This is a genomic window from Oceanicaulis sp. (assembly GCF_051859625.1).
Taxonomy (GTDB): domain Bacteria; phylum Pseudomonadota; class Alphaproteobacteria; order Caulobacterales; family Maricaulaceae; genus Oceanicaulis.
This window is the reverse complement of sequence record NZ_JBHYFH010000003.1, coordinates 88857-112644: the sequence shown is the minus strand read 5'-3', so window position 1 is coordinate 112644 and position 23788 is coordinate 88857. Positions and strand designations below refer to the sequence as shown.

The window sequence follows — 23788 nt, the reverse complement described above, 5'->3', positions numbered from 1 at the left end:
GCCATGTTCGAGATGGTAGCGGAACGCTTCAACTATGCGGTGATCATCGTCCTGATGATGGTCGGCCTGTACGCCGTGATCGCCACAGGAAATCTCGTCAAGCGCCTGGTGGGCCTGTCGATTTTCCAGACCTCGGTCTTCTTGCTTTACATCAGCATCAGCAAGGTGTTCGGCGGCGCGCCGCCGATCTTCGACTATAAGGAGATGGCCTATGACCATCTCGACCCCAATGCGGTCTACTCCAATCCGCTGCCGCATGTGCTGATCCTGACCGCCATTGTGGTGGGCGTGGCGACCTTGTCGGTTGGTCTCGCCCTGGTGGTGCGCATTCGCGAGGCTTACGGCTCGATCGAGGACGATACGATCGCCGAAGCCGATTATTCTCTGGAACTGGAAAAGGGCGTTTAAGCCGTGACGGTTGGTCAATTCCTCCCGGCCGCGCTCGCGGCCCATGCCCCGGTCTTGCTGGTGGCGATCCCGCTCATCCTGTCCGCGCCTGCGGCGGCGTTGAAATCCGGCCGCGTGGCCTGGGGCATTGCGTTCGCCGGCGCTGTGGCGGCTTTGTTGTTCGCCATCGAGCTGTTTCTCGCCACGCGCGGCGAGGGCGCCGTCATCAGCTATGCGCTGGGCGCCTGGCAGCCGCCGGTGGGCATCGAATTTCGCGTCGATGCGCTGAACGCGGCCTTGCTGCTCTTGCTGACGGCCAGCGCGGTTCTGGCGCTGATCTTCGCGCTGCCCAGCGTCGAGGACGAAATTGATAAAGACAAACGCGCGCTGTTTTATTCGGCGTTTCTGGTGGTGCTGTCAGGTCTCGCCGGGGTGGCGACCACGGGCGACGCCTTCAACATGTTCGTCTTCCTGGAGATTTCCTCCATCCCCACCTATGCGCTGATCGCCATGGGGGCGAACCATGATCGCCGCGCGCTGACCAGCTCGTTCAACTATCTGGTCATGGGCACGATCGGGGCGACCTTCTTCGTCATCGGCGTCGGCTTTCTCTACATGGCGACGGGCACGCTCAACATGGCCGACCTCGCCATGCGCCTGCCCGAGCTGCAGGGCGACCGGGTGGTGGAGATCGGCTTCGCCTTCATCCTGGTCGGTCTGGGCCTGAAAGCGGCGCTCTTCCCCCTGCATCTGTGGCTGCCCGGCGCCTACGCTTATGCGCCGAGCTTTGTGACCACCTTCCTGGCCGCGACAGCGACCAAGGTCGCGTTCTACGCCATCATCCGCTTCAGCTTTGACGTGTTCTCGGTGGGCAACGGCTTCGTGCTGAACAGCTTCACCTATGTGATCGCGCCGCTGGCCATTGCGGGCATGATCATCGCGTCCGCGCAGGCTTTGTTCCAAAGCGATGTGCGCCGCCTGCTCGCCTACTCGTCGGTGGCCCAGGTGGGCTACATGATGCTGGGCCTTGGCATCGGCACCCAGGCCGGGGTGTCGGCGGGCGTGCTGCACCTGATCAACCACGCGATGATCAAGGGCGCGCTGTTCATGGCGCTCGGCGCCTTCGCCATCAGTTACGGCGTGCGCCGGATCGAGAATTTCAAAGGTCTGGGCCAGGCCCTGCCGGTGACGTCTGCGGCCTTCACCGCCGGCGCCCTGTCGCTGATCGGCGTGCCGTTCACCGTGGGCTTCATCTCGAAATTCTATCTCATCCAGGCGGCCTTGCAGAAGGGCTGGACCTTCGCGGTCGTCGCCATCCTGATCGCGTCGGTGCTGGCGGTGTTTTACTGCTACCGGGTGCTGGTCAATCTCTGGGTTGCGCCGCGCCCGGATGGCGCCAGCCATGCCGTGCAGCGCGTGCCGATGATGATCATGGCGCCGCTCGTGGTTCTGGCGCTGATGAATCTTGTGTTCGGCGTCTACGCCGAGCCGATCGTGAACATGGCTGAGGCGGCCGCCGCCGCAGCCTTCAACGCCGGAGTCGCGCCGTGAGTTGGACCCCTGAACTCGCCCTCGCGCTCGCCCTGATCCTGCCGCTCCTTGGCGGCGCCGCCGTTCTGGGCCTGGGCGCCAAGCCCAATCTGCGCGAAGCGGCGACCCTGATCACCGCCATCGCGCTGGCTGTGGTGGTCGCCTATCTGGTCGAAGCGTCCGGATCGCGGCCCGAGCTTGTTCTGTTTGAACTGGCGCCGGGGCTGGAGCTGAAATTCAAGCTTGAGCCGCTGGGCGCCATGTTCGCCATGGTTGCGAGCGGGCTGTGGATCATCAACTCGCTGTATTCCATCGCCTATATGCGCGGAAACAACGAAAAGGATCAGACGCGGTTCTATTTCTGCTTCACGATCTCCATCGCTGCGGCCATGGGCATCGCGCTGTCGGGCAATCTGCTGACGCTGTTCTTCTTCTATGAAGCGCTGAGCCTCGCCACCTATCCGCTGGTGGCGCACAAGGGCGACGCCAAGGCCAAGCGCGGCGCCTCGATCTATCTGGGCATCCTGCTGGCGACCTCGATCGGTCTGTTCCTGCCGGGCGTGTTTGCGGTCTACGCCTTCACCGGCACCACCGACTTCACCGTCGGCGGCATTCTGTCAGGCGTCGGGCCGATGGCCGGTTCGGTCCTGCTGGTCCTGTTCGCCTTCGGCATCGGCAAGGCGGCGCTGATGCCGGTCCATCCCTGGCTTCCGAACGCCATGGTCGCGCCCACCCCGGTCTCCGCGCTCTTGCACGCCGTGGCCGTGGTGAAAGCGGGCGTGTTCTCGATCCTGAAAGTGGTCGTCTATATTTTCGGCGCCGATTACATGCAGACCCTGCCGGCCGCCGACGTGCTGGCCTGGGTGGCGGGCGGCTCCATCGTGGTCGCCTCGATCTTCGCCTTCACCAAGGATAATCTGAAGGCGCGGCTGGCCTATTCCACGGTCTCCCAGCTCAGTTATATCACGCTGGGCGCCATGCTCGCCAGTCCGCTGGCGCTGCTCGGCGCGGCGCTTCAGATCGTCATGCACGCCTATGGCAAGATCACCCTCTTCATGACGGCGGGCGGGATCTATACCGGCGCGAAAAAGTCTGAAATCTCCCAGCTCGACGGTCTCGGCCGCTACATGCCGGTGACGTTCGCCGCCTTCACCATCGGCGCCCTGTCGATCATCGGCGTGCCGCCCTTTGGCGGGGTCTGGCCGAAAGTCTTCCTGATGGAGGGCGCGGCCGAGGGCGGCCAGCCCTGGTTGATCGTCATGCTGATCGGCTCGACGCTTCTGAACATCGGCTATCTGTTGCCCATCGTTATCCGCGGCTTCTTCAAGCCCAAGCCTGAGCCCAGCCCGATGCGCCCTGGCCAGCCGCCGGCGCTCGCCTGGATCGCGCCGCTGATCACCGCGGGCGGCACCATCGTGCTGTTCTTCGCCATCGGCCCGCTGATCGACTTCCTGTCGCCTGTCTTCACCACGGAGATGACGCCATGACCGCGCCCCGCGACGCCAAATCCGATATCCATCCGCTGGTGCGTCCGATCACCGGGCTGACCAGCCCGCGGGCGGGTCTGATCACCGTGATCGTTCTGGCGGTTCTGGTGGTGGCGGGCTTCGGCCTTGAGACCGTGTTGTCTGAAGACGGCCTGTCCAAATACCCCGAGGTGTATGGCGCGTACGAGCTGCTGCCGCTGGCGGCGGGCGCTGTCGCCATTCTGGCGGGCTGGGCGCTGGTCTGGCTGCTCAGCCGTCCGGGTGATTTCTATTCTCGCGCCGCTGGCGATGTGAAGGAGGGCGAGAATGACTGACGCCCTGTCATTTCTGAACGGCGTCTCGCCGGCCTGGTTCCTCATTCTCGCTGGGATTCTGGCCTGGGCCTCGCCCCGGTCCGAGCTGCGCAAGGCCTTGATGCTGCTAGGGCCGATCGGCGCCCTGTGCGCCTGGTTCGCCACCGGCGAGACCGGCGTTTATGGCGTGATCGATCTTGGCCCTGTGGTGCTGGAGACTTTCCGTCTCGACAATCTGTCACGCGTCTGGGCGCTGGTCTTCATCCTGATCAGCTTCATCAACGGCGTGTACGCCCTGCATGACCGCAATCGCATGACTGACGGCGCGGCGCTGATCTATGCCGGCGCGGCGGTGGGCGCGGTGTTTGCGGGCGATCTGCTGACCCTGTTCTTCTTCTGGGAGCTGACGGCGCTGGCCTCAGCCCCGCTGATCTTCGCGGTGGGCACGCCGGAAGCGCAACGCGCAGGCCTGCGTTATCTGGCGATCCAGGTGCTGTCGGGCGTGGCGCTTCTGGGCGGCGCGACGATCTGGGCGAGCCAGACCGGTTCCTGGGCGTTTGACGCCCTCGGGACAGAGAGCTGGGCCGGGATCATCATGCTGCTGGCCTTTGGCCTGAAAGCGGGCTTCCCGCTGCTGCACATGTGGCTGCCGGACGCCTATCCCAAAGCCACCGGCGTCGGCTCGGTCGTCTTGTCCGCCTTCACCACCAAGCTGGCGATTTACGCGCTGGCGCGCGGCTTTGCAGGCGAGGAGGCGCTCATCGCCATCGGCCTCGTCATGGCGGTCTTCCCGATCTTTTTCGCAATGACCAGCAATGATCTGCGCCAGACCCTGGCCTACGCCCTGATCAACCAGCTCGGCTTCATGGTCGTGGCGGTGGGCGTCGGCGGCGATCTGGGGCTGAACGGCGCCGCGGCGAACGCCTTTGTGGGCGTCATCTACATGGCGCTGATGTTCATGGTTCTGGGCGCTGTGCTGCTGCGCACGGGCACGCTGAAAGTCAGCGAACTGGGCGGGCTCTACAAATCCATGCCGGTCACCGCGCTCTTCGGGATCATCGGCGCTCTGTCGGTGGTCGGTGCGCCATTGTTTTCCGGCTTTGTCGCCAAGACTTTGATCCTGTCCGCGACCCATCACGCGCACCATGACTGGGCCTATACGATCCTGGTTTACGCGTCGGCCGGCGTGATGGAGCTGAGCGTCCTGAAAGTCGTCTACTTCACCTTCTTTGGAACCGATCGCGGCATCCGGGTGAAGGAAGCGCCGCAAACCATGCATCTGGGCATGGCGCTGGCGGCGTTCCTGTGCGTCTTCCTGGGCGTGAACTACCAGGCCCTGTACGGCATCCTGCCGTTCGACATGGAGTATTCGCCTTACAAGCTGTCGAGCGTCTTCGGACAGGTCCAGCTGCTGCTGGGCGGTCTGCTGGTGTTTGCGCTGGCGCTCTATTTCAAGCTGTTTCCGCTCAAGGGCGACCGCACGATCCTCGATGCGGACTGGCTCTATCGCCGCTTTGGAGACGCCTGCGCGCGCTGGGGCGCCGCCATGGGGCAGCTTCTCTTTGACGCGATCGGCAAGGGGCTGAGCGCTGCGATCACGCGGATTCGCGGGCGATTGTTCAACCTGTTCAGCCCGGCGGGCGCCCTGTCCAAGGAATTTCCATCCGGTTTGATGGCGCTTTGGACGGCGATTATGCTCGCAGGTGTCGTTCTGGTGGCATACTTTTCCCCCAGTTAGGGTGCTGAACGCGGTTACCCACAACTAGCGTGATAAGGGAATTCACGCGCTCCCAATAGGAATGTTATCCTCACCCCGCAGCGCGATCCTATACTTCACAGAAGGATCGATAAGGGAGGGGATAACCCGATGCGTACCAACACGCTTGTTCTGGACCAGGCCCGCGCCCGGCTGGCGCAACAGGCCGCCGCTTACGCCTTTGGCGTGCCGGTCGAGGAAATCAGCAGCCCCACACGGGGACGAGCGCGCGCTGCGTTGGCGCGACAAGCCGCCATCTATCTGACCCATGTGGCGTTCGAGTTGAGCCTCAACCGGGTGGCGGATGCGTTTGGCCGCGATCGTTCCACCGCCGCCCATGCCTGTCACCGGATCGAGGACGCGCGCGACGACCCCGCCTTTGACGCGGCGATGGAGGATCTCGAAGCCTGCTTGCGCTCCGCGCCGGGGCCGGACCTCATTCCCTTCGGCATGACCCAATGAACGCCGCTGTTCCTGGCTGGCTGCGGCGTCTGGCCCGGCCGGGCGCCCGGCTGGCGCCTCGGAGCGGCGGGCGGTCGGGCTATGGCGTCTACGCCGGCGCCGACCGTCGCCGCCGGCCGTTGGCGAGCGTCAGCGACGCCGCTCTGACGCAGGCGCTGGAGCAGGGCTGGCTGGCCGAGGGGCAAGAGGGCTCATTCATACTGACGCAGATGGGGCGGCGCTGTCTTGATGAGGGCGAGGCCGCGGGCGCCCGACCCGCCCTGACCCTCGCCCGCAAGACGCTGCCCGACCCTGAGGGCGGGCTCAGGCTGCAGACGGTGAACCCGACAACGCTCGACGGCCCGCTGGCGCGCTATGCCCGGCCTCAGAACGGACGTCCCGCCTTGCTGGAGCCTGTGCATCTCAATGCGGCCGACAGCCTGATGCGCGATTATGAACGCTCCACCCTCACAAGCCGCGTCACGCAAAGCTGGAGCGGCGTGCCCGGCGGCGGCGCGCGTTCCGCGCCAAGGGACCGCAGCGAGGCGCCGATCCAGCGCCTGAACGCACAAGAACGCGTGATGGACGCGCTCGCTGCCGTCGGCCCGGGACTCGATCACTGGCTGGTGGAAATCCTGATCCGTCAAAGCGCCATGACCGAGGCCGAACGCCGCCTCAACTGGCCGTCACGGTCCGGCGCGCAAGCGCTGAAACTGGCGCTCGATCGGCTGGCGGTTCACTATCGGCTAAAGCCGAGGGGGGCGGGGGTGGAGTTGTTTGAGCGCTAAACGCGCGCCTGCGCCTCGGCCTGGATACGCTTGATCATCGAGGCGAGCCCATTGGAGCGTTGCGGCGAGAGGTGTTCGGCGAGGCCGATGCGGCCCAGAACCTCTTTGGGATCAATGGAGAGCGCCTCTTGCGGGCTGCGGCCGTCATAGAGCCGGCTTAGCAGCGCCACCAGGCCCTTGACGATATGGGCGTCGGAATCCCCGCGCAGCTCCAGCGCATGATCCGGGCCGTCATCAATCACCATCCAGACCTGGCTGACGCAGCCTTTGACGCGGGTGTCGTCGGTGCGCTCGGCCTCGGGCAGGCCGGGCAGGGCCTGGCCCATCTCGATGAGATAGCGGTAGCGCTCTTCCCAGTCGCCCAGGAAGTCGAACTCGTCAACAAGGGCGTCGATGTCAGCTTGAAGATCGGTCATGAACGCTGAGGTAAAGCGCACGCCGAGGCAGGGCAAGACCAGCGCCGCGTCTATCGCAGGTCAGAGGTCTCGCGGGTGACGTCCGCCAGAAGCGCGTCGAGGCTTTGCGCCGGAGCGTCTTGAGGCAGGGCGCCGGGGGCGAGGGGCGCCTGGTCGCGTTGATCTGCGGCCCAGGTCTGGGCGCGGTCAGAGACGACGCCCACCACAAGCGAGGAGAAGCTGGCGAGTTGTTGGCCGACGGCGCAGGCTTCAGACTGTTCGTTGCAGAACTCACGCGTCTGTTGACCCGCCTGGCGGGTCAGACCCCGAGAATTGTCCAGAGCATCAGTCGCTATGATCAGCTCGCGGGTTTCACGCGCAAACGCTCCATCCGGCGCGGCGCTAAAGCCGGCAGGGATGAAAGCCGCCGTCACGGCGGTCCAGAAAATGGCGCGTAGCACGGTGCGGAGCATGCCAGCCTCTTTTCAACTCACTTCAGGTCTTGAAGCAATTCTGAGGCTAGAAAATAGTTCCCGGAAATACCAGCCGATGTGCAATTAAGGGTAAAGTGTGTGTTAACGCTGAACACTTACCCTTAACTTCGGCTTACGTTACCGATCAAACTGTCTCAATTTGACACAGCTTCATCCGGCGCTCGCGTCGCGGTCAGGCAATCGGCCACGTCATTGAGCGCATGTTCGGCGATGCAGAAGCTGTCTTCATACTTGAAATGCCCCGCCGCCACGCACTGGGCGAGATCCAGACGCACCCATTGCATGCAGCGCTCCACAGCCGGATCGTCGAGCAGGCGGTCCATGAAGGTCATGTCGCCGTCTTCAATGGCGTCCAGCGCCGCCAGCGACAGCATGCGGCCCACACGGCGCTCATCGGGCTGGAGCTGGCTCTGGCCCACTTCCACGCTCAGCTCAGGCAGGTTCAGATCCACGGTTTCAGGTTGGGCGAACAAGGTGGATGCCGATCCCATGGGGGCAGCGGCGGGCGAGTCAGGCGCGCGGAACTGCACGTCCAGTCGCTCCGAGGCGCTTTCCAGCGAGGACAGGCGTTCCGCCCGGTCGCGGGCGCGGGTTTGGGCCCAGCGCTCGTGCTGTAGATCATAGGCGGCCTGGCGATAGCGGGCGCCGACTTCGCGGATTTCAGTGACATCGCCGTCAATCGCCTGGGCGACATCCTGCCCGGCCGTGTCCGCACCCATGAAGCCGGTCACATACATGGGGTCATGGGTCAGGGCGGCGGCGGCGGTCTCGGTGCCGTAATAATCGGCGACGGCGCGAACGGCGTCGATGAATTCGGGATTGCGCGCCGCGACGAGCGCCGCATAGGCGATCTGTGCGTTCACCAGCCGATCGCCGTCATAATAGCGCGACAGCGCGTCCATGGTGGCGTCGAGATCGGCGCCGGAGAGAAGCTCGCGCTCCCCCGCCAGGGTCACATCGGAGCGATAGGCGGCGTAGGTCTGCGCGTTCAGCAGAACTTCGGGCTCGGTGGTGTCCGGCGTGGTTTGCGCAGCCTGGGGCGCCGGCAGCGTCAGGACGGGGCCGGACGGCTCCTGTGGCGCAGGCTCCTGAGTCGCAGACAACAGGGCGAAGCTGAGGGCGGCAAAAATCATGATGTCGTGATCCCGGCGAAAAACCTGCTTTCGATCATGACCTAGTGCAGCGGCCGCGCCAAGGGGGCTCGCACTCTTTGACGCGAATTCAGTAATTGTTAACGGCCCCAGACGAGCGTGCGGTTCTATTCTCATTTTTGAGTCGAGATTCGCTTTCATGCGCCCAGCCATCGCCTCCGTCGCCCGGTTTATGGATCAACAGGCTCCGCGCCTGATTCATGGCGGCTGGCTGGGGCTGGTCGCCTTGATCGGTCTGGGCGCGCAAACCCCTCTGGCGCAATCAGATTTGGCGCTATTGTCTGTGGCCGCCGCGCCGGGTTTGCTGGGCCTGATGCTGGGCGGAAAGCGCAAGGCGCGCCTGGATTCAGTGCGCTTCATTCTGGCGCTGGCCTGGACGCTTCCCGGTTTCGCTGCGGCGCTGGCCGTGGGGTCGGCCCTGTCGCCGGCGGCTTTGGCGTTTCTGATCGGGCCGGCGGCTCTCTCTGCATCGGGACTGCATAAAGATGTGCGCCTGAGCGCGACCATGAACACGCTCGCCTTCATCATGGTCGGACTGGCGAGCCTGTGGGGACCGCTTGCGTCGGGATCCCAGGTCCTGACGGCGAGCCCGCTGACCGGGCTGGTCTTGGCGGTGTTCTTTGCGATTTGCGGCTTTGCGGCGCGGGTTCAGCTGGTGGGGCAGCTGGAGCGGACGCAGACAAAGCTGGAGGCGTTGGAGCCGGCGGCGCAGGGCTTTGAGAACGCGCCCGCCGCTTTGCTGGCGCTGGACCGGACAGGCCGCATCGCAGCGGTGTCTCAACGCATGCGCGGCTATGCGCCTGGCGCGCCGCGCGATCTGGGCGGTTTGTGCGTGAAGGGCCTGGCGTTTGACGATGCGGGCCGCGCCCAGATCGACGCCGGGCTTCAAACCGCGCTTCATGACGCCCAGGGCCTTGAAAGCGCTTTCACCTTCCCCGTGCGCTCTGCGCGCGGCGCCCGGCATGAACTGGACGCGCACGCCCTGGCCACGGATACGGGCTTTGTGATCCGGCTTGACCCGCCGCGCGCCGAAGTCGCCGAAGCGGACACGCTGAGCACTCAAGAGAGCGCGCGCCTGAAAGCGGAACGCGATGCGGCGCTGGCGGCCAGCCGGTCCAAGTCTGAATTCCTCGCCGCGGTCAGCCATGAACTGCGCACGCCGCTCAACGCCATTATCGGCTTCTCCGACATCATCAAGCAGCGCCTGTTCGGCCCGCTGCCGGCGCGCTACGCCGAATATGGCGATCTGATCCATGAAAGCGGCGAGCATTTGCTGGAGCTGATCGGCGACGTTCTGGACATGTCCAAGATCGAAGCGGACAAATATGAACTCAGCCCTGAAGAGTTTGACGCCCGCGACGTGGTTTCGATCTGCGCCAAGATGATCGGTCCGCGCGCCAAGGATCGCGGCATTGCGCTGTATTGCGAGCCGGGCGATTCAGATCTGGCCGTGAACGCAGATCGCAAGGCGATGCGCCAGATCCTGTTGAACCTGTTGTCGAACGCCGTGAAATTCACCCCCGAAGGCGGCGCCGTTGTGGTGATGGCGCGTCAGGACGGGGCAGATCTGGTGCTGGCGGTCGGCGATAGCGGCGTCGGCATCGCCGCTGATGAGCTCGATGAACTGGGCACGCCCTATCATCAGACCCGCTCGGGCAAGGAAACCTCTGAACGTGGCACCGGCCTGGGCCTGTCGCTGGTTCAGGCGCTGGCGGACATGCAGAACGGCGAAGTCCGCCTGCAAAGCGCGCCGGGCCAGGGCACCACGGTCACTGTGCGCTTGCCGGTGATGGGACAGGCCAAAGGCGAGGTGACGGACTTCGTCCCGCTGGAAGTGCATCAGCGCATCGCCGCTGCGCAACAGGCCGGTGAAGTCATCATCCAGGCCAAGGACGGCGCGGCGTAAGCTGGCCTGGGCTGTCTGCTTTCAAACACAGATGAACTAGTTGGACGCGGTCAGGTCCGTCGTGGCCGGGCTTTGCGGCGCCATGCGCGGCAGGCGCATGAAGCCCATGGCGGCGTCCAGCGCCCCGATCTCCACCCAATAACGCTCGATCACCACGCCTGTGGCGTCGTAAAGATCAATGCGAGCGCCTTCGCGCGGCGCCAGGCTCGCCAGTTCGGCCACCAGCGTGTCGGGGAATTGAAAGCCCACAGCGGGCGCCCCCGCGGCGGGCGCCAGCTCACCGGCGCGCTGGGCGCTCAGCGCTTCAGTGGCGAAGACGCGCACCAGCCGGTCTGAGGGCGCGCTCCAGGCGCTGACAGGGTCGTTGTCGGGCGGAGGCAGCAAGCCGCCCGCCGTCATGTCCACAGGATAAGGCTCCCGGCTAGTGTCGCGCAGGAACGCCACCGCATAGGCGGGGCGCAAGGGTGTGCGCAGGCTCAGGGCCAGTCCGGTCTCGTCGCCTTGCTGGAAAACGCCGAAATTCGCGTCGCCCTGACCGAGGCTCTGGACGATGCTCCATCGGGCGTAATCGTCAGAGACGCCGCCGCGCTGGGCGGTCCAGCTCTGTTCGCGGCCCTGAAAGCGCGCCTGATCAAACCCGGTCAGCCGCAACACTTCATTGCGGTGGTTCTCAACGCCGGGCAGGTCGAACGCGGCCCGGCATGAGGTTTCAAACGCATCGCTCTGGCGGGTTTCGAACTGGTTGAGCTGGGAGGGGCTGGCGCCTTGCAGCACCGCATCGTCCCGGCTGCGCTTGATGGCGGCGTTCAGAAGGTCGCGCTCCACCTCGGTGAACACGGCGCAGGCCTCGTCCGCCGACCGCGCTTCAAGACGCAGTTCATAGGCGTCAAACGAGGCGTCGATATTGGCCGCGGATTGCGCGGTCAGAAGGGTGAGGGATGCGAGCCACATCCCGTCATCTTACGAGGTGCGTCTTGACGTCCGGTTTACATTGATGCTGCCCAGCAAAAGCAGCACAGCCAGAGAGAAGGCGCCCAGCGCCAGCCATTCGTCATGGGCGCGCAGCTCGCCGCTGATCCATTCCGCCGAGAAACGTGGCGCGGCGGACGGGCCGAAATGGGTCACATTGCTGGCGTCCCACAGGGCGGCGCGGCCATCGAGCTCGGTCCACATTTCCGACCGGGCCAGTCGCTTGGCGGCGCGGGCGAAATCAGCGCCGTCAGGGGCGGTGAACAGGGCGACCTGGCGGCCTTCGGGCGTGACGAACAGGGCGGCGACGCCGGTGATGCGCGCATCGCGCTCACTGGGGTCGGCGGCATAGGCGGTGGAGCCGTAATAGCGTCGGCGTTGCGGCGTGCGATTGGCGGCGGCGTTGGCGGCGGCGCGCACTTCACCTGGAGCCGCAGCCAGAAGGCGCGGATCCAGCGAGGCCTGCGGTCCCAGAACCATCAGGTCATAGCGTTCAGGCGCCGCGTCGACATCATCGCCGAACCAGGCGTACAGCCAGGCCGAGCCCGAGGCGAGACCGGCGCGCGCGATCACCGACAGTGCGGCGTTGCGCTGGTCTTCGTTAGAGGCGGCGATGACCACGGCGGCGCGGCCCCCCTGATCAAGACCAAAGGGCGCGCCAAGATTGGCGAGGCCCGCCAGAGCGTCGCGATCGGCGCTGACCGGCGTCGGGGTCACTTCAAGCCGCGGCGCGCTCAGGGCTGCGGCCATGTCAAAGCGCACGGTGTGCGCCTGCATGGAGCGGGCGGCGAACAGGCGCGCCGAGGCGATCAGCGCCGCAGGGGAGGCGGCGGACAGGCGCACTTCAGACGGGCCGGTCAGATCAATGGCCGGCGCGCCGGAGCCGCGCACGAAAGCGGTGACCACCAGCTCGGCGACGTCTGCGTCGCTGACCAGGATCGGCGCTTCACCCATGCGCAGGGCCAGGCCCTGGGCGATCAGGGCGGCCACGGCCAGCTCGTCATCACCGGCGGCTTGCGCATCCACATGCACCCGGCGCGGCGCGGCGAAGTCTGCGTTCAGCGCGGCTTCCACTTCTGACAGGGCCGAATAGCCCAGGGGCGGGGCGGCGGAGATGCGCAGGCGGCTAGCCTGGGCGGACAGGGTCCAGCCGTCTTCGCCTGGCTCGACGATGCGCAGGACAAGCGTGTTCTCGCCGGCGCGCAGATCATCGGAATACAGGGAGAAACGCGCTTCAAAGGATTCCGCGCGCGGTTGCAGGACCACGGCGCGCGAGCGGTTCACGAACGCCTCGATGCGACCGCCAGAGCGGGCGCTGTCAGGGATGGCGTTCATCAAGAGTTCGATCCCGGATGGATCGGCGCTGGGGGCGATGGTGAAGGGGATCCGGATTTCGCGGTGATCCGCGTCGAGGCGGAGATCGGCGCTGGCGCCTGTCAGCTCGGTCAGCAACACTTCTTCAGAGCGCGCGGCCCGGAAATCCTGAGCCGCAGCCTGCGTCTGAACGGCGACAAGGCTCATGAGACCTATAACAATAAGACCCAGTGGACGAATTTGTGTCAGCATGAAACGTTCCCCTCAATTAACAGACTATTAAGCAATTGCCCTGCCAGCAAGTGAATTGACGATGACGGATCTGAGAGCGCGGTTTTGGGTGGACGCCTTGCGCTGGCGCGCGGAAAGCGCTGGCGCCAGCATTTACGTGGCCCATAAAGGGGATCCCGATGCGGGCGTTATCTTGTTGAAAACCCTGTTGCCCGAGCGCATGGCGCAGCTGTATGCGCCGATGCGGAATTTCGAGGGCGAGCGGGTCTGGATGACGCCGCTGGGGGCTGATCCCGTCCCGGAACAGGACGCGGACGCCTATGCCAGGCGGCGTCTGGAGGATGATCCGGATCTATGGCTGGTGGAGGTCGACGACCCGCATGGTCGACACTTCCTTAACGAGGCGATTGATAAATCTTAAGACCGTTCAGGCATGCTAATCGCCAGTTGGAAAACCGCCGACGGAATAATGTACAATGCTCTTCTTGTTCAACGATGCCGTCTATGATCTGGGCGACGCAAACCAGACTGCGCGAGAGCGTGGCGAGGCTTTGGGAATCAATGCGCTGACGCTGCGCAACATGCGGATCGGGCAAGTCATCAGAATGGTGCGTGAGTGGGTGCATGAGCGCCCGGGCCTGGCCAAGACCGATCCTGAGAGCGCGACCTTCCTCTCAAGTCTCATCGCCTTGAAGACTGATGAAGCCAATGCTCTGTTGGCTGTTTCGCCTCAGGGCGCCAAGACGTCCGCCGATGTCCAGGTGAGACTGGCCTCAGTGTCGCTGGTGACGATGAAACAGCTCCTGGATCTTCAGGCGGAAAATCGTCTTTCAGGTCAGATGGCGAACATGGCGGTCTGGTCTCAGGTTCCCGCGCGCATGCAGGCCTGAAGCCTCGGCGCTTGCGTGCGCCTTGCGCCTCGGCTACCTCGCGGGTCTGAAGACTTTTGCAGGATATGCCGATGACCTCCGCCGCTGACGGCGCGCAATGGGCGCGCCGGCGCACATACGCCATCATCTCTCACCCTGACGCGGGTAAGACGACGCTCACCGAGACGCTGCTGTTAGAGGCGGGCGCGATCCGCCTGGCCGGACAGGTGCGCGCGCGGGGCGAGAACCGCCGCACCCAGTCAGACTGGATGAAGATCGAGCGCGAGCGCGGGATTTCGGTCTCGGCCTCGGTGATGACCTATGAATATCGCGATCTGATCTTCAACCTGCTCGACACGCCGGGTCACGAAGACTTTTCAGAAGACACCTATCGCACGCTCACGGCCGCCGACTGCGCCATCATGGTGCTGGACGCCGCCAAGGGCGTCGAGCCGCGCACCCTGAAGCTGGTGGAGGTGTGCCGCTTGCGCGACATCCCCATCATCACCTTCATCAACAAGTTCGACCGCGAGGCGATGGAGCCGTTCGAACTGCTTGATGACATCCAGGACAAGCTGGCCCTCGACGTCAGCCCGATGCAATGGCCGTGCGGGTCCGGCAACCGCTTCAAGGGCGTCGCCGACTTCAGTACCAATGAGTTCGTGCTCTACAAGCGCCCCGATGACAGCGAGGTCAGCCGTTCTGAACGCGTGCCGCTGGACAGCGAGGCGATCCACAAGGTTCTCAGCGAGGAAGAGCTGACCGAGGTGAGCGAAGGCGTCGACATGGCGCGCGAGCTGTTGCCCGCGTTTGACCGAAAGAGCTTTGAAGAGGGCCATCTCAGCCCGGTCTATTTCGGCTCGGCGCTGCGCCGCTTCGGGGTGCATGAGCTTCTGGACGCCCTGGCCGATCACGCGCCGGGCCCGCAGCCGCAAGCGGCCGCCAAAGGCCCGCGCGACGTGCTGGAGCCGGGCGACAAGGAAGTCGCGGGTTTCGTCTTCAAGGTGCAGGCCAATATGGACCCCAACCACCGCGACCGGGTGGCCTTCGTGCGTCTGAGCTCCGGTCAGTTCAAACGCGGCATGAAGCTGAAGACCGAAGGCGGCAAGACCCTGTCGGTTCACAACCCGATCCTGTTCTTCGCCTCTGACCGCGAAATCGCCGACGAGGCGTTCGCCGGCGATGTGATGGGCGTGCCCAACCATGGCGTGCTGCGGGTGGGCGACACCCTGTCTGAAAGCGGCAAATGGCGGGTGTCGGGCATCCCCAACTTTGCGCCGGAAATGCTGCGCCGGGCGCGGCTGAAAGACCCGCTCAAGGCCAAGCACCTCAAGAAGGCGCTCGAATCCCTCGCTGAAGAAGGCGTCACCCAGCTGTTCCGCCTGCAGGTCGGTGGTGAGTTCATCATCGGCGCCGTGGGCGCGCTGCAGATCGAGGTGATGGCTCAGCGCGTGGCCGATGAATACGGCATCGACGTGGTCTTTGAAGCGAGCCCCTATGACACAGCGCGATGGATTTCGGGCTCGGACGCCGACCTTGAAGCCTTCATCGACCGCCACAAGACCGCCGTCGCCGAAGATATCGACGGCGACCCGGTTTTCATGGCCAAATCAGCCTGGGAGGTGAATTACTCTCAGGAGAAATTCCCCAACATCACCTTCAGCGCCACCAAGGAGCGCAGCTGATGAGCGTGCAGGCCGTCACCGAACAATTGCCCGAACCGGTTCGGGCGTCGATGTCGGAGTTTTTCGCCCTGGCGGGTCAGGTCTGGGAGACGAGCTTTCTGGGATATTCAGTGGGGCAGGGGCTCAGCGCGATCGGCGTGCTGGCGATTTCGATCGTGTTCCGCGGCCTGTTTTCCTCGGTGATCATCGCCCGGGTGCGCAAGGCGGCCACCAAGACCGAAACCCAGCTTGACGACAAGCTGCTGGAAGCGCTGTACGGCCCGATCAAGCTGATCCCGGTGATCATCGGCCTGTTCATCGCCATGACGATCTTGGGCCTGAGGGCGGAAGGCGCGCCGATCAATGGCGACCGCGTGGTCCAGACCGCCATGGTGATCGCCTTGTTCTGGGCGCTGCATAATGCGGTCGCGCCGGTGGCGCTCTTGTTTGCGCCGCTGCGCCGCGCGCTCAATCCGGTGATGATTGACTGGATGGCGAAAGCGCTGCGCATCCTGTTCCTGATCATTGGTGTGGCGACTGTCCTGTCGCTGTGGGAAATCCCGGTTGCGGGCGTCATCGGCGGCCTGGGGCTTCTGGGCGTCGCGGTGGGTCTGGGCGCGCAGGATTTGTTCAAGAACCTGATCGCGGGCATTCTGATCCTCACCGAAAAGCGGTTCGTGCCGGGCGAGTGGGTCAAGGTGGACGGCGTTGTGGAAGGCACGGTCGAGCAGATCAATTTCCGCTCAACGCTCATTCGCCGGTTTGACAAGGGCCCGGTCTATGTGCCCAACGCCTTCCTGTCAGATCAGGCGGTGACCAACTTCTCGCGCATGACCCATCGCCGGATCTCCTGGGTGATCGGGGTGGAGTACAAGACCACGACCGAGCAGCTCGCCTATATTCGCGACAATGTGCTCGACTGGGTGCTGAACCATCCTGAATTCGCCAAGCCGCCGGAAGTCTCCACCTTCATGCATGTGGACAAGTTCGGCCCGTCCTCGATCGACTTCTTCCTGTATTGCTTCACCACCACCACGAACTGGGGCGAGTGGCTGCGCATCAAGGAAGAGCTGGCGTTCGCGATCAAGCGCATTGTGGAAGAGGCCGGCACCGGCTTCGCCTTCCCGTCCACCACCATCTACATGGATGACGGCGCGGAGCTGTTCGTGCCGCCCAAGGTGAAAAAGCACGAGCCTCAGGACGACCCCGACAAGCAGAACCGTCAGATCGCCCGCGGCGAGAACCATGATGGGGAAATGGGCGAGGGCCGTTAGGCCGCAGCGGCGGCCTGTTTGCGCAGCTTCCAGAATCGCAGGGCGCGTTCGGCCTGTTCCGGCTCGAGCTTTTCATAGATGACGCCGATCTCGCGCGCATCGTTGAAGGCGTTGTCGGCGGCCTGGCTGCGCAGGACCGCGAGGGTGACGAACAGCGCTTTTTCAATGCCTGAGGCCTTGCAGATCAGCGCCAGCCCGTCGGGGCTCTTATGCTCCAGCGCGCGCTTGGCGGTGAAGTAATCCACCCCCGTCAGCTCGGCGAGGCCCAGGGCGCAATGCACGGGTTTCTTTTCGCGCAACAGGCTGACCAGAAGGGCGCCGTCGAGTTCCTTGCGGACCTGTTTGGAGGCGAGGTAGCGCCGCGCTTCATTCAGTGCCTTGTCTTCGGACATGCGCTTTTCAAGCCGGGCCTGGGAGGCGGCGAGCGCCGCTTCCAGAACGCCGGGTTCAAGCTTGTCAAAGCGCTGGGAAATCTTGTCGCGCAGGGTGCGGCTGACCACCACCATCAGATCGTTCAGCAGGTCTGCGGGGGCGTCGGCGCGCTCCACCAGCGGGCCTTGCAGGGTTTCGCTGTCTTCAGCGCGCCGGGCCACTTCTTCATAGGTGGTGCGCGACAGCTGGGCGCCGTCATTGCGGATCAGGGTGGCGACAGTGTCGTCATCGCCCTTTTCGACGATGGCGTGCGACAGGCGTTCAGACACGCTCTCGCGTTTGGCGATGGCCTGGATATGGGCCTGACCGGTTTCGTGCACGATGGTGACCAGGTCTTCGTCGGTCAGCACAGACGAGCGGGACAGGATCGGCGCGGCCACTTCAATGGCGTCCGCGGCCAGTTGCCGGATCAGGCCCTTGGGGGCGAAGGGGGTGTCGGCGAAGCGGTCCGCCAGCTCGGCGCGGGCGTCCTGGGCGGTTTCGTTCGCGAGGGTGCGCAGGATATCGTCGAACTGGCCCTGCGCCGGAGAATCGCCGGCGGGCGGCGCGTCAAAAAACAGATCCGTCACCTCGCGCAGCAAATCGCGGCGGCGATCGGATGATTTTTCTTTCGCAAGTTCGGTCAGCTTATGAAGCTTGGACGAAACCGTCATGCCGGCCTCCGCAGTGAGCGGCTCATCATGCAGGCAATGATGTAAAGAAAGCGTGGCGCACCGTGGTTAACACCCGGTTCAGTTGTATTTTCTAGCCGCCCGCCAGCTCGTCCGAGCGGGGCGGCGCTGCAGGGGCGTCTTCGTGCGAGAGCGCGCGGCGTTCACGCACGCTCGGCGCGCGTTCGGCGCCGGCTTCGATCCGCGCGGCCAGCGCCGGCGACAGGCCGGTGATCGCACCGGGATCAAAATGACTGGGCCCCGCGATCGGGTGCAGATCACAGCGCGGCGCGCGGTCGGCTTCGGGACGGTGATAGGTCCAGGCCTGACAGTTCGGCGTCAGATCACAGGCGCTGATGCACGCTTGGGGGCTTTGCGCGGCGGCGCCGTCCAGCCGCATCAACACCCCGCGGCGGGCCTGCGCGTCCAGGATCGCACCTGGCGGCAGGGTGAGCGGGGCGGGGCTGGCGCTTTGCACCATCATCAGCAGGGCGATCATCATGGCTGCGAATATGCCGTCATGAGTTTGACAAACCGTTGCGCCGAACCTGTGGCGCGGCTAACCAAGCGGCTGATCTCCTGCTTTGAGGCCTGTGATGAGCGACGTGACACCTGAGGCGAGCAAAAACTCCGTGGCGCGGCTGCTGGACAGCGCGGCGTTCCGCAACACCATCACGACGCTGATCCTGGTGAATGCGGCGATCCTGGGCCTGTTGACCTATCCGTTGCCCGACATCGTGGTTCAGGTTCTGAGCTATGCCGACAAGGCGATCATCGCCGCCTTTGTGGTCGAGATCGCTCTGAAGGTCTTCGTACACAGGCTGAACTTCTTCAAGTCAGGCTGGAACTGGTTTGATTTCCTGGTGGTCGCCATTTCTCTGGTGCCGGCGGCGGGCGCGTTCACCGTGCTGCGGGCCCTGCGGGTTTTGCGCCTGTTCCGCCTGTTCTCGGTCATTCCTGAAATGCGCTCGGTGGTCGAGGCGCTGGGCAAGGCGATCCCCGGCATGGGCGCGATCATGTTGGTTCTGGGCGTGATTTTTTATGTGGCGTCAGTGATGGGCGCAAAGCTGTTTTCGGGCACCCATCCGCAGTTTTTCGGCGATCTGGGCGGCTCGGCCTACACGCTGTTTCAGGTGATGACGCTGGAGAGCTGGTCCATGGGCATCGCGCGTCCTGTGATCGCCGAGCATCCGTTCGCCTGGATCTATTTCGTCGGCTTTGTGATCGTCACCAGCTTCGCCGTGCTCAACCTGTTCATCGCGGTGATCGTGGACTCCATGCAGTCCAAGCATTTTGACGCCGAGACCGAGCGTCAGGCTGAAGCGCATGACGAGCGCGAAGTGCTGATCCATGAAGTGCGCGCCCTGCGTTCAGAGCTCGCTGATATTCGTGAGCTGTTGGCGAAAGAGGGCGCTAAGGATCAGTCGTCAATGCCGTCCTTGAGCGATTCAAATCGCGCCGACAAAGCCGAATAATACGCCGCCAGCCGTTCTTCGCGGGCGCCGCGTCGTTGCGGCGCGGGGGCGGACAGCGGGGCGGCGGGCAGGCCCTCATGGGCTTCGCTCATGAAGCGGCGCCAGATCTCGGCGGGAAGTTGACCGCCCGTGACGCCGTCGGTGGGCGTGTCGTCATCATTGCCGACCCAGACGCCGGCGACCAGCTGTCCGGTATACCCCACAAACCAGGCGTCGCGGCTCATCTGGCTGGTGCCGGTCTTGCCCGCGGCGCGGCGGCCATTGATCTGGGCGCGCTGGCCGGTGCCTTCAATCACAACGCCTTGCAGCAGCGTCGACATCCATTGCGCCTGCTCGCGCTCGATCACCTGACGGCCTTCGGTCGCCTCAGGCGCCTGATACAGAAGATCACCGCGCGAATTGCGCACCTCCAGCACCAGAACCGGTTCAGGACGGCGGCCGTCATTGGCGAACACGGCATAGACCCGCGTCATGTCGATCAGGCTGACCCCGGATGCGCCCAGCGATAAGGACGGCACGGCGTTGAGCGGCGTGGTGATCCCCAGACGCTGGCCCATTTCTGCGACCGCGTCCGCGCCCACTGCGGCGCCCGCCTGGGCGGCGACGGTGTTGATCGAGCGTTTGAGCGCATCGGCGATGGTGATCCGGCCGCGATAATCGCCGCCATAGTTTTCAGGGCTCCAGCCCTCGATCTCGATGGGTTCGTCGTTAAAGGCGGTGGCGGGCTCCATCCCGGCTTCAAACGCGGCGGCGAAGACCACGGGTTTGAACGCCGAGCCGGGTTGGCGGCGGGCCTGAACGGCGCGATTGAACTGGCTGGCGGTATAATCGCGTCCGCCCACCATGGCGCGCACCCGGCCCTGATGATCCATCGCCACCAAGGCCGCTTCGTCGGCGTTTCGCGCTTCGGCCTGCAAATCCATCACAGCGGCGACGGCGCGTTCGGCGGCGCGCTGGGCGGCGACGTCCAGACTGGTGCGGATCACCAGATCAGGCGTGCTCGCCGCGTCGCCCAGATGCTGGCGCGCTTCGGCGACCGCCTGATCAAAGACATAGCCAAAGGCGCCCGGCTCAAAGCTTTCATCGCCGGCCGCCAGCTCTGTCGGGTTTTCAAGGGCCGTCTCATAGGTCGCCTGATCAATGAAGCCGGCGTCCAGCATGCTGAATAATACCGATTCAGCGCGGGCGCGGGCGGCGGGCAGGTTGGAGGTCGGCGCCAGGCGCGACGGCGCCTTGGGCAGCGCCGCCAGAAGCGCCGCTTCGGAGACGGTCAGCGCGCTGGCGGATTTGTTGAAATAGCGCTGGGCCGCAGCTTCCACCCCATAGGCCTGATCGCCCAGATAGACCCGGTTGAGATAAAGCTCGAGGATTTCCTGCTTGGTCAGATGACGCTCAAGCTCGGTGGCGATGCGGATCTCCTGCAGCTTGCGCCTTGCGGTGCGCTCGGGGCTGAGGATCAGGTTTTTCACCAGCTGCATGGTCAGGGTCGAGCCGCCCTGGACCAGAGAGCCGGCGCGCAGATTGGCCCACATGGCGCGGGCGAAGCCGCGCTCGTCAAAGCCGTCATGCTGGTAAAAGCGCCGATCCTCGATGGCGAGGAAGGCCTGGGGGACGTGATCGGGCAGATCATCAAGCCGTACCGGACGCGCATACAGGGGGCCGCGCTGGCCCAGAATGGCGCCGTTTTCCGCCAGCACCGTCACCGCCGCTTCGCGCCGGACGCTCCACAATTCCTGTGCGTTTGTTGGAACCGACGGCAAGTCGTGGTAGGCCCACCGCCAGATTACAACCCCGCAGGCCAGACCCGCCAGCAGCACCAGTTGCACGGTGACGAGCGCGATGAGGCGCCAGCGGGCTTTGAGCCGGGTCACAAGGGAGGGCGATTGATCGGCGCGGAATGTGATGGCGGACCTCAATAGAGTTTCGCAGCCCGTACGGGCTTTGGGACATGTCTCAAAATCAGCCGATCACGGCTAAACTTAGGCCATGAGCGATAATCGTCCCTTTTACGAACGCAAGTCGCTTTCTGAAATGAGCGACAGCGAATGGGAGTCGCTGTGCGATGGCTGCGGTAAATGCTGCGTCGTCATTCTAGGCGATGAAGATGACCCTGACACCTTCTGGCGCACCAATGTGGGCTGCAAGCTGCTGGACCTGAAAACCGTGCGCTGCTCGGACTACGCCAACCGCCAGACCCATGTGCCCGGCTGCGTACGGCTGAGCGCAAAGAATATCGACCAGCTCAAATGGATGCCCGACACCTGCGCCTATCGCTTGCTCAATGAAGGCCAGAGCCTGCCCGACTGGCATCCGCTGAAGACCGGTGATCGCGAAAGCGTCGTGCGCGCCGGGCATTCGGTCAAAGGCGCGCTTGTCAGCGAAAATGACGTCGATGAAGCCGATTTCGAACGCCATATCGTCAGCCGTCAGGACACAAAGCGGGGATAAAGCCTCGCCTATCCTTCATCCCTGAACCGACCGTCCCTGACGCCGCAAGGCGTTGGGCGAAACCGTGTGCGATCAATCCGACCGAGGCGGTTATCGGCTAGTGTTCAGGCATGGTCGAAATGAACACGAAGACGCCCCTCCCGGCGCCGGAACGGACGGGTGGGGGGCGGCGCTTTGACTGGATCGCCATTCATGAAGGCTGGCGGGCCGGGCAGGGCGCCGAACACCTGGCGGCGACCTTTGGGCTGAAGCCGAAAACAATCACCGACAGATGCGGCTGGATTGATCAGCATTTCCCGCCCCCCGCGCCCGCAAGGATGATCGCAGAGCTGAACCGGCGCCTGGAAGCGGCGTTGGCGGCGCTCGACGACGGGGATGCGGGCAAGGCCGAGCGACAGGCGAAGACCATCGCCGCGCTGATCAAGGCGGGCCGCGATCTCAAACACTGGAGTGAAACCATGACCCAGACCGAGACGGGCGGCGCCCCCGCCCTGCATGCTGAGGAGTCGGCCGGTGACGAACGAGACTATTACGCCGAACTCGATCGCCGGCTCGATCGCCTCGCAGAGCATCTCAGAGCGAAGGGCGTGGGTGCGCAATCAGACGCCTCAGGAGGTGAAACGCCTCGCGACTAGCTGGCGCTTCTGGGCGCGCACGGATCAGCTGCCGCCTGACGGCGACTGGCGCACCTGGCTGTTTCTCGGTGGGCGCGGGGCGGGCAAGACCCGCGCCGGAGCCGAGTGGGTGAGGGCGCAGGTGAAGGCGGGCAGACGGCGCATCGCGCTGGTGGCGCCGACCTTTTCCGATGTGCGCGAGGTGATGGTTTCCGGCCCGTCGGGCTTTCTCAATATCGGCGAGGATGAGGACCGTCCCCGCTATGAAGCCAGCCGTCATCGTCTGGTCTGGCCGGACGGGGCGATGGCGTACGGGTTTTCATCTGAAGACCCGGACGGCTTGCGCGGTCCGCAATTTGACTGCGCCTGGGCGGATGAGTTCGCGGCCTGGACCCGGCCTCAGGAGACGCTCGACATGCTGGGGCTGGGGCTTCGGCTGGGCGAGCAGCCGCAATTGATGATCACCACCACGCCGCGGCCCTTGCCAGCTTTGAAAGCGCTTCTGAAACAGGCGGGCGTGGTGATCAGCCATGCTGCGACCGATGCGAACGCGCCCAATCTGGCGCCGGGTTTCGTCGCGGCGATGACCGAACGCTATGGCGCCAGCCGTCTGGCGCGGCAAGAGCTGGAAGGCGTTCTGATTGACGATCCCGAAGGCGCGCTGTGGACGCGTGGCCTGATTGATCAGGCGCTGGCGCTTTCAGAGTTCGAGCCCGAGCGCGTGGTGGTGGCGGTGGACCCGCCCGCCAGCGCGACCGGGGATGAATGCGGCATCATCGCCGCCGGGGCCTCAGGTCAGGGCCGCGAGGCTCGTCTGGTGATCCTGAAAGACGCGAGCTTTCAGGCGCGTCCTGAAGACTGGGCGGCGCGGGTGGCGGAAACCTTTGACGCCCTGGACGCAGACGCTGTGATCGCCGAGGCCAATCAGGGCGGGGACATGGTCCGCGCCGTCTTGCAGGCCGCAGCGCCGGATCTGCCGGTGCGGCTGGTTCACGCCAGCCGCGGCAAGCGGGCGCGGGCTGAACCCGTCGCCGCGCTCTACGCCCGCGGCCGCGTTCGCCATGCGATGCGCATGCCGGCGCTGGAAGACCAGATGTGCAGCTTTGGCGCCCCCGACCAGAGCGGCAGCCCGGACCGGGTGGATGCGCTGGTCTGGGCGGTCGCCGCCCTCACGCCTTCCGCCGCCAGCCCCCGGCTGCGACGGCTCTAACTCAACAGGA

At 64.7% G+C, this 23788-nt stretch carries 24 protein-coding genes; 16 read left to right on the top strand and 8 right to left on the bottom strand.

All coding sequences use genetic code 11. The features are described from left to right. Positions 1–3: 3 nt before the first annotated feature. From ACTIGF_RS13695 to ACTIGF_RS13665, 7 genes are all read left to right on the top strand, one after another. On the top strand, positions 4–408 hold the full coding sequence (locus tag ACTIGF_RS13695; protein WP_439637405.1) for a cation:proton antiporter subunit C: 405 nt from the start codon (positions 4–6) through the stop codon (positions 406–408). A 3-nt stretch (positions 409–411) separates the two neighbouring features. Next, positions 412–1938, top strand: coding sequence for a monovalent cation/H+ antiporter subunit D family protein (locus ACTIGF_RS13690; RefSeq protein ID WP_439637404.1), 1527 nt, complete (start codon positions 412–414; stop codon positions 1936–1938). Then, positions 1935–3404, top strand: a complete 1470-nt coding sequence (locus ACTIGF_RS13685) for a proton-conducting transporter transmembrane domain-containing protein (protein ID WP_439637403.1) — start codon at positions 1935–1937, stop codon at positions 3402–3404. The genes ACTIGF_RS13690 and ACTIGF_RS13685 overlap by 4 nt, the downstream gene beginning before the upstream one ends. Continuing rightward, entirely contained in the window at positions 3401–3718 is a 318-nt protein-coding gene (locus tag ACTIGF_RS13680; RefSeq protein WP_439637402.1) for a hypothetical protein, read from the top strand. Before ACTIGF_RS13685 ends, ACTIGF_RS13680 begins: the two co-directional genes overlap by 4 nt. Next, entirely contained in the window at positions 3711–5435 is a 1725-nt protein-coding gene (locus ACTIGF_RS13675) for a Na(+)/H(+) antiporter subunit D (RefSeq protein ID WP_439637401.1), read from the top strand. Before ACTIGF_RS13680 ends, ACTIGF_RS13675 begins: the two co-directional genes overlap by 8 nt. 129 nt (positions 5436–5564) lie before the next feature. Next, positions 5565–5915 (top strand): helix-turn-helix domain-containing protein, encoded by a 351-nt coding sequence (locus tag ACTIGF_RS13670; RefSeq protein WP_022701794.1) that lies wholly within the window; start codon positions 5565–5567, stop codon positions 5913–5915. Next, positions 5912–6682: a DUF6456 domain-containing protein gene (locus ACTIGF_RS13665; RefSeq protein ID WP_439637400.1), complete on the top strand. Its 771-nt coding sequence runs from the start codon at positions 5912–5914 to the stop codon at positions 6680–6682. Before ACTIGF_RS13670 ends, ACTIGF_RS13665 begins: the two co-directional genes overlap by 4 nt. Here the strand turns inward: ACTIGF_RS13665 and ACTIGF_RS13660 are convergent. The 3 genes from ACTIGF_RS13660 to ACTIGF_RS13650 all read right to left on the bottom strand — a co-directional run bounded on the left by ACTIGF_RS13660 (position 6679) and on the right by ACTIGF_RS13650 (position 8704). Continuing rightward, positions 6679–7098 (bottom strand): SufE family protein, encoded by a 420-nt coding sequence (locus ACTIGF_RS13660; RefSeq protein WP_439637399.1) that lies wholly within the window; start codon positions 7096–7098, stop codon positions 6679–6681. The genes ACTIGF_RS13665 and ACTIGF_RS13660 overlap by 4 nt on opposite strands. Before the next feature lie 50 nt (positions 7099–7148). After that, a complete protein-coding gene (locus tag ACTIGF_RS13655; RefSeq protein WP_439637398.1) occupies positions 7149–7550 on the bottom strand; it encodes a hypothetical protein in 402 nt (133 codons plus the stop codon). A gap of 155 nt (positions 7551–7705) precedes the next feature. After that, positions 7706–8704 (bottom strand): hypothetical protein, encoded by a 999-nt coding sequence (locus ACTIGF_RS13650; protein ID WP_439637397.1) that lies wholly within the window; start codon positions 8702–8704, stop codon positions 7706–7708. A 157-nt stretch (positions 8705–8861) separates the two neighbouring features. Between ACTIGF_RS13650 and ACTIGF_RS13645 the strand changes: the two genes are divergently transcribed. Beyond that, positions 8862–10628, top strand: a complete 1767-nt coding sequence (locus ACTIGF_RS13645; RefSeq protein ID WP_439637396.1) for a sensor histidine kinase — start codon at positions 8862–8864, stop codon at positions 10626–10628. Positions 10629–10664: 36 nt separating this feature from the next. Here the strand turns inward: ACTIGF_RS13645 and ACTIGF_RS13640 are convergent, their stop codons facing one another. Together ACTIGF_RS13640 and ACTIGF_RS13635 are read right to left on the bottom strand one after the other, a co-directional pair. Further along, positions 10665–11579 carry a hypothetical protein gene (locus tag ACTIGF_RS13640; protein WP_439637395.1) on the bottom strand — a complete coding sequence of 305 codons (915 nt, stop codon included), beginning with the start codon at positions 11577–11579 and terminating at the stop codon, positions 10665–10667. Positions 11580–11588: 9 nt separating this feature from the next. Next, on the bottom strand, positions 11589–13118 hold the full coding sequence (locus ACTIGF_RS13635; RefSeq protein WP_439637394.1) for a hypothetical protein: 1530 nt from the start codon (positions 13116–13118) through the stop codon (positions 11589–11591). A 106-nt stretch (positions 13119–13224) separates the two neighbouring features. On the opposite strand from ACTIGF_RS13635, the gene ACTIGF_RS13630 reads away from it, so the two are divergent. From ACTIGF_RS13630 to ACTIGF_RS13615, 4 genes are all read left to right on the top strand, one after another. Beyond that, the gene (locus tag ACTIGF_RS13630) at positions 13225–13563 is read left to right on the top strand and encodes a DUF1491 family protein (protein WP_439637393.1); all 339 of its coding nucleotides are present in this window, start codon (positions 13225–13227) and stop codon (positions 13561–13563) included. A gap of 55 nt (positions 13564–13618) precedes the next feature. Continuing rightward, complete coding sequence (locus ACTIGF_RS13625; protein ID WP_439637392.1) at positions 13619–14032, top strand: hypothetical protein; 414 nt, start codon at positions 13619–13621, stop codon at positions 14030–14032. A 65-nt stretch (positions 14033–14097) separates the two neighbouring features. After that, positions 14098–15696 (top strand): peptide chain release factor 3, encoded by a 1599-nt coding sequence (locus tag ACTIGF_RS13620; protein ID WP_439637391.1) that lies wholly within the window; start codon positions 14098–14100, stop codon positions 15694–15696. Further along, a complete protein-coding gene (locus tag ACTIGF_RS13615) occupies positions 15696–16949 on the top strand; it encodes a mechanosensitive ion channel family protein (RefSeq protein WP_439637390.1) in 1254 nt (417 codons plus the stop codon). The genes ACTIGF_RS13620 and ACTIGF_RS13615 overlap by 1 nt, the downstream gene beginning before the upstream one ends. Here ACTIGF_RS13615 and ACTIGF_RS13610 read toward each other — a convergent pair. Beyond that, positions 16946–18034 (bottom strand): DUF2336 domain-containing protein, encoded by a 1089-nt coding sequence (locus ACTIGF_RS13610; protein ID WP_439637389.1) that lies wholly within the window; start codon positions 18032–18034, stop codon positions 16946–16948. The two genes, ACTIGF_RS13615 and ACTIGF_RS13610, sit on opposite strands and share 4 nt — an antisense overlap. Positions 18035–18125: 91 nt before the next feature. Continuing rightward, positions 18126–18533 (bottom strand): PAN domain-containing protein, encoded by a 408-nt coding sequence (locus tag ACTIGF_RS13605; protein ID WP_439637388.1) that lies wholly within the window; start codon positions 18531–18533, stop codon positions 18126–18128. 94 nt (positions 18534–18627) lie between these two features. Between ACTIGF_RS13605 and ACTIGF_RS13600 the strand changes: the two genes are divergently transcribed. Further along, complete coding sequence (locus ACTIGF_RS13600; protein WP_439637387.1) at positions 18628–19506, top strand: ion transporter; 879 nt, start codon at positions 18628–18630, stop codon at positions 19504–19506. Here ACTIGF_RS13600 and ACTIGF_RS13595 read toward each other — a convergent pair. After that, positions 19452–21422: a transglycosylase domain-containing protein gene (locus tag ACTIGF_RS13595; RefSeq protein WP_439637386.1), complete on the bottom strand. Its 1971-nt coding sequence runs from the start codon at positions 21420–21422 to the stop codon at positions 19452–19454. The genes ACTIGF_RS13600 and ACTIGF_RS13595 overlap by 55 nt on opposite strands. Positions 21423–21492: 70 nt before the next feature. Between ACTIGF_RS13595 and ACTIGF_RS13590 the strand changes: the two genes are divergently transcribed. The 3 genes from ACTIGF_RS13590 (at position 21493) to ACTIGF_RS13580 (ending at position 23778) form a co-directional block, all read left to right on the top strand. Beyond that, positions 21493–21954, top strand: a complete 462-nt coding sequence (locus tag ACTIGF_RS13590) for a YcgN family cysteine cluster protein (protein WP_439637385.1) — start codon at positions 21493–21495, stop codon at positions 21952–21954. A gap of 119 nt (positions 21955–22073) precedes the next feature. Further along, on the top strand, positions 22074–22589 hold the full coding sequence (locus tag ACTIGF_RS13585) for a hypothetical protein (RefSeq protein ID WP_439637384.1): 516 nt from the start codon (positions 22074–22076) through the stop codon (positions 22587–22589). After that, positions 22546–23778: a DNA-packaging protein gene (locus tag ACTIGF_RS13580; protein WP_439637383.1), complete on the top strand. Its 1233-nt coding sequence runs from the start codon at positions 22546–22548 to the stop codon at positions 23776–23778. The genes ACTIGF_RS13585 and ACTIGF_RS13580 overlap by 44 nt, the downstream gene beginning before the upstream one ends. The last annotated feature ends 10 nt before the right edge of the window (positions 23779–23788 follow it).

What these genes read in the sequence shown, in the direction of transcription:
- ACTIGF_RS13670 (WP_022701794.1), top strand. Translation starts at nt 5,565, where the DNA reads ATGCGTACCAACACGCTTGTTCTGGACCAGGCCCGCGCCCGGCTGGCG.
- ACTIGF_RS13675 (WP_439637401.1), top strand. Translation starts at nt 3,711, where the DNA reads ATGACTGACGCCCTGTCATTTCTGAACGGCGTCTCGCCGGCCTGGTTC.
- ACTIGF_RS13625 (WP_439637392.1), top strand. Translation starts at nt 13,619, where the DNA reads ATGCTCTTCTTGTTCAACGATGCCGTCTATGATCTGGGCGACGCAAAC.
- ACTIGF_RS13620 (WP_439637391.1), top strand. Translation starts at nt 14,098, where the DNA reads ATGCCGATGACCTCCGCCGCTGACGGCGCGCAATGGGCGCGCCGGCGC.
- ACTIGF_RS13585 (WP_439637384.1), top strand. Translation starts at nt 22,074, where the DNA reads ATGAACACGAAGACGCCCCTCCCGGCGCCGGAACGGACGGGTGGGGGG.
- ACTIGF_RS13615 (WP_439637390.1), top strand. Translation starts at nt 15,696, where the DNA reads ATGAGCGTGCAGGCCGTCACCGAACAATTGCCCGAACCGGTTCGGGCG.
- ACTIGF_RS13655 (WP_439637398.1), bottom strand. Translation starts at nt 7,550, where the DNA reads ATGCTCCGCACCGTGCTACGCGCCATTTTCTGGACCGCCGTGACGGCG.
- ACTIGF_RS13640 (WP_439637395.1), bottom strand. Translation starts at nt 11,579, where the DNA reads ATGTGGCTCGCATCCCTCACCCTTCTGACCGCGCAATCCGCGGCCAAT.
- ACTIGF_RS13695 (WP_439637405.1), top strand. Translation starts at nt 4, where the DNA reads ATGTTCGAGATGGTAGCGGAACGCTTCAACTATGCGGTGATCATCGTC.
- ACTIGF_RS13590 (WP_439637385.1), top strand. Translation starts at nt 21,493, where the DNA reads ATGAGCGATAATCGTCCCTTTTACGAACGCAAGTCGCTTTCTGAAATG.
- ACTIGF_RS13660 (WP_439637399.1), bottom strand. Translation starts at nt 7,098, where the DNA reads ATGACCGATCTTCAAGCTGACATCGACGCCCTTGTTGACGAGTTCGAC.
- ACTIGF_RS13610 (WP_439637389.1), bottom strand. Translation starts at nt 18,034, where the DNA reads ATGACGGTTTCGTCCAAGCTTCATAAGCTGACCGAACTTGCGAAAGAA.
- ACTIGF_RS13650 (WP_439637397.1), bottom strand. Translation starts at nt 8,704, where the DNA reads ATGATTTTTGCCGCCCTCAGCTTCGCCCTGTTGTCTGCGACTCAGGAG.
- ACTIGF_RS13630 (WP_439637393.1), top strand. Translation starts at nt 13,225, where the DNA reads ATGACGGATCTGAGAGCGCGGTTTTGGGTGGACGCCTTGCGCTGGCGC.
- ACTIGF_RS13665 (WP_439637400.1), top strand. Translation starts at nt 5,912, where the DNA reads ATGAACGCCGCTGTTCCTGGCTGGCTGCGGCGTCTGGCCCGGCCGGGC.
- ACTIGF_RS13635 (WP_439637394.1), bottom strand. Translation starts at nt 13,118, where the DNA reads ATGAGCCTTGTCGCCGTTCAGACGCAGGCTGCGGCTCAGGATTTCCGG.
- ACTIGF_RS13645 (WP_439637396.1), top strand. Translation starts at nt 8,862, where the DNA reads ATGCGCCCAGCCATCGCCTCCGTCGCCCGGTTTATGGATCAACAGGCT.
- ACTIGF_RS13605 (WP_439637388.1), bottom strand. Translation starts at nt 18,533, where the DNA reads ATGATGATCGCCCTGCTGATGATGGTGCAAAGCGCCAGCCCCGCCCCG.
- ACTIGF_RS13600 (WP_439637387.1), top strand. Translation starts at nt 18,628, where the DNA reads ATGAGCGACGTGACACCTGAGGCGAGCAAAAACTCCGTGGCGCGGCTG.
- ACTIGF_RS13680 (WP_439637402.1), top strand. Translation starts at nt 3,401, where the DNA reads ATGACCGCGCCCCGCGACGCCAAATCCGATATCCATCCGCTGGTGCGT.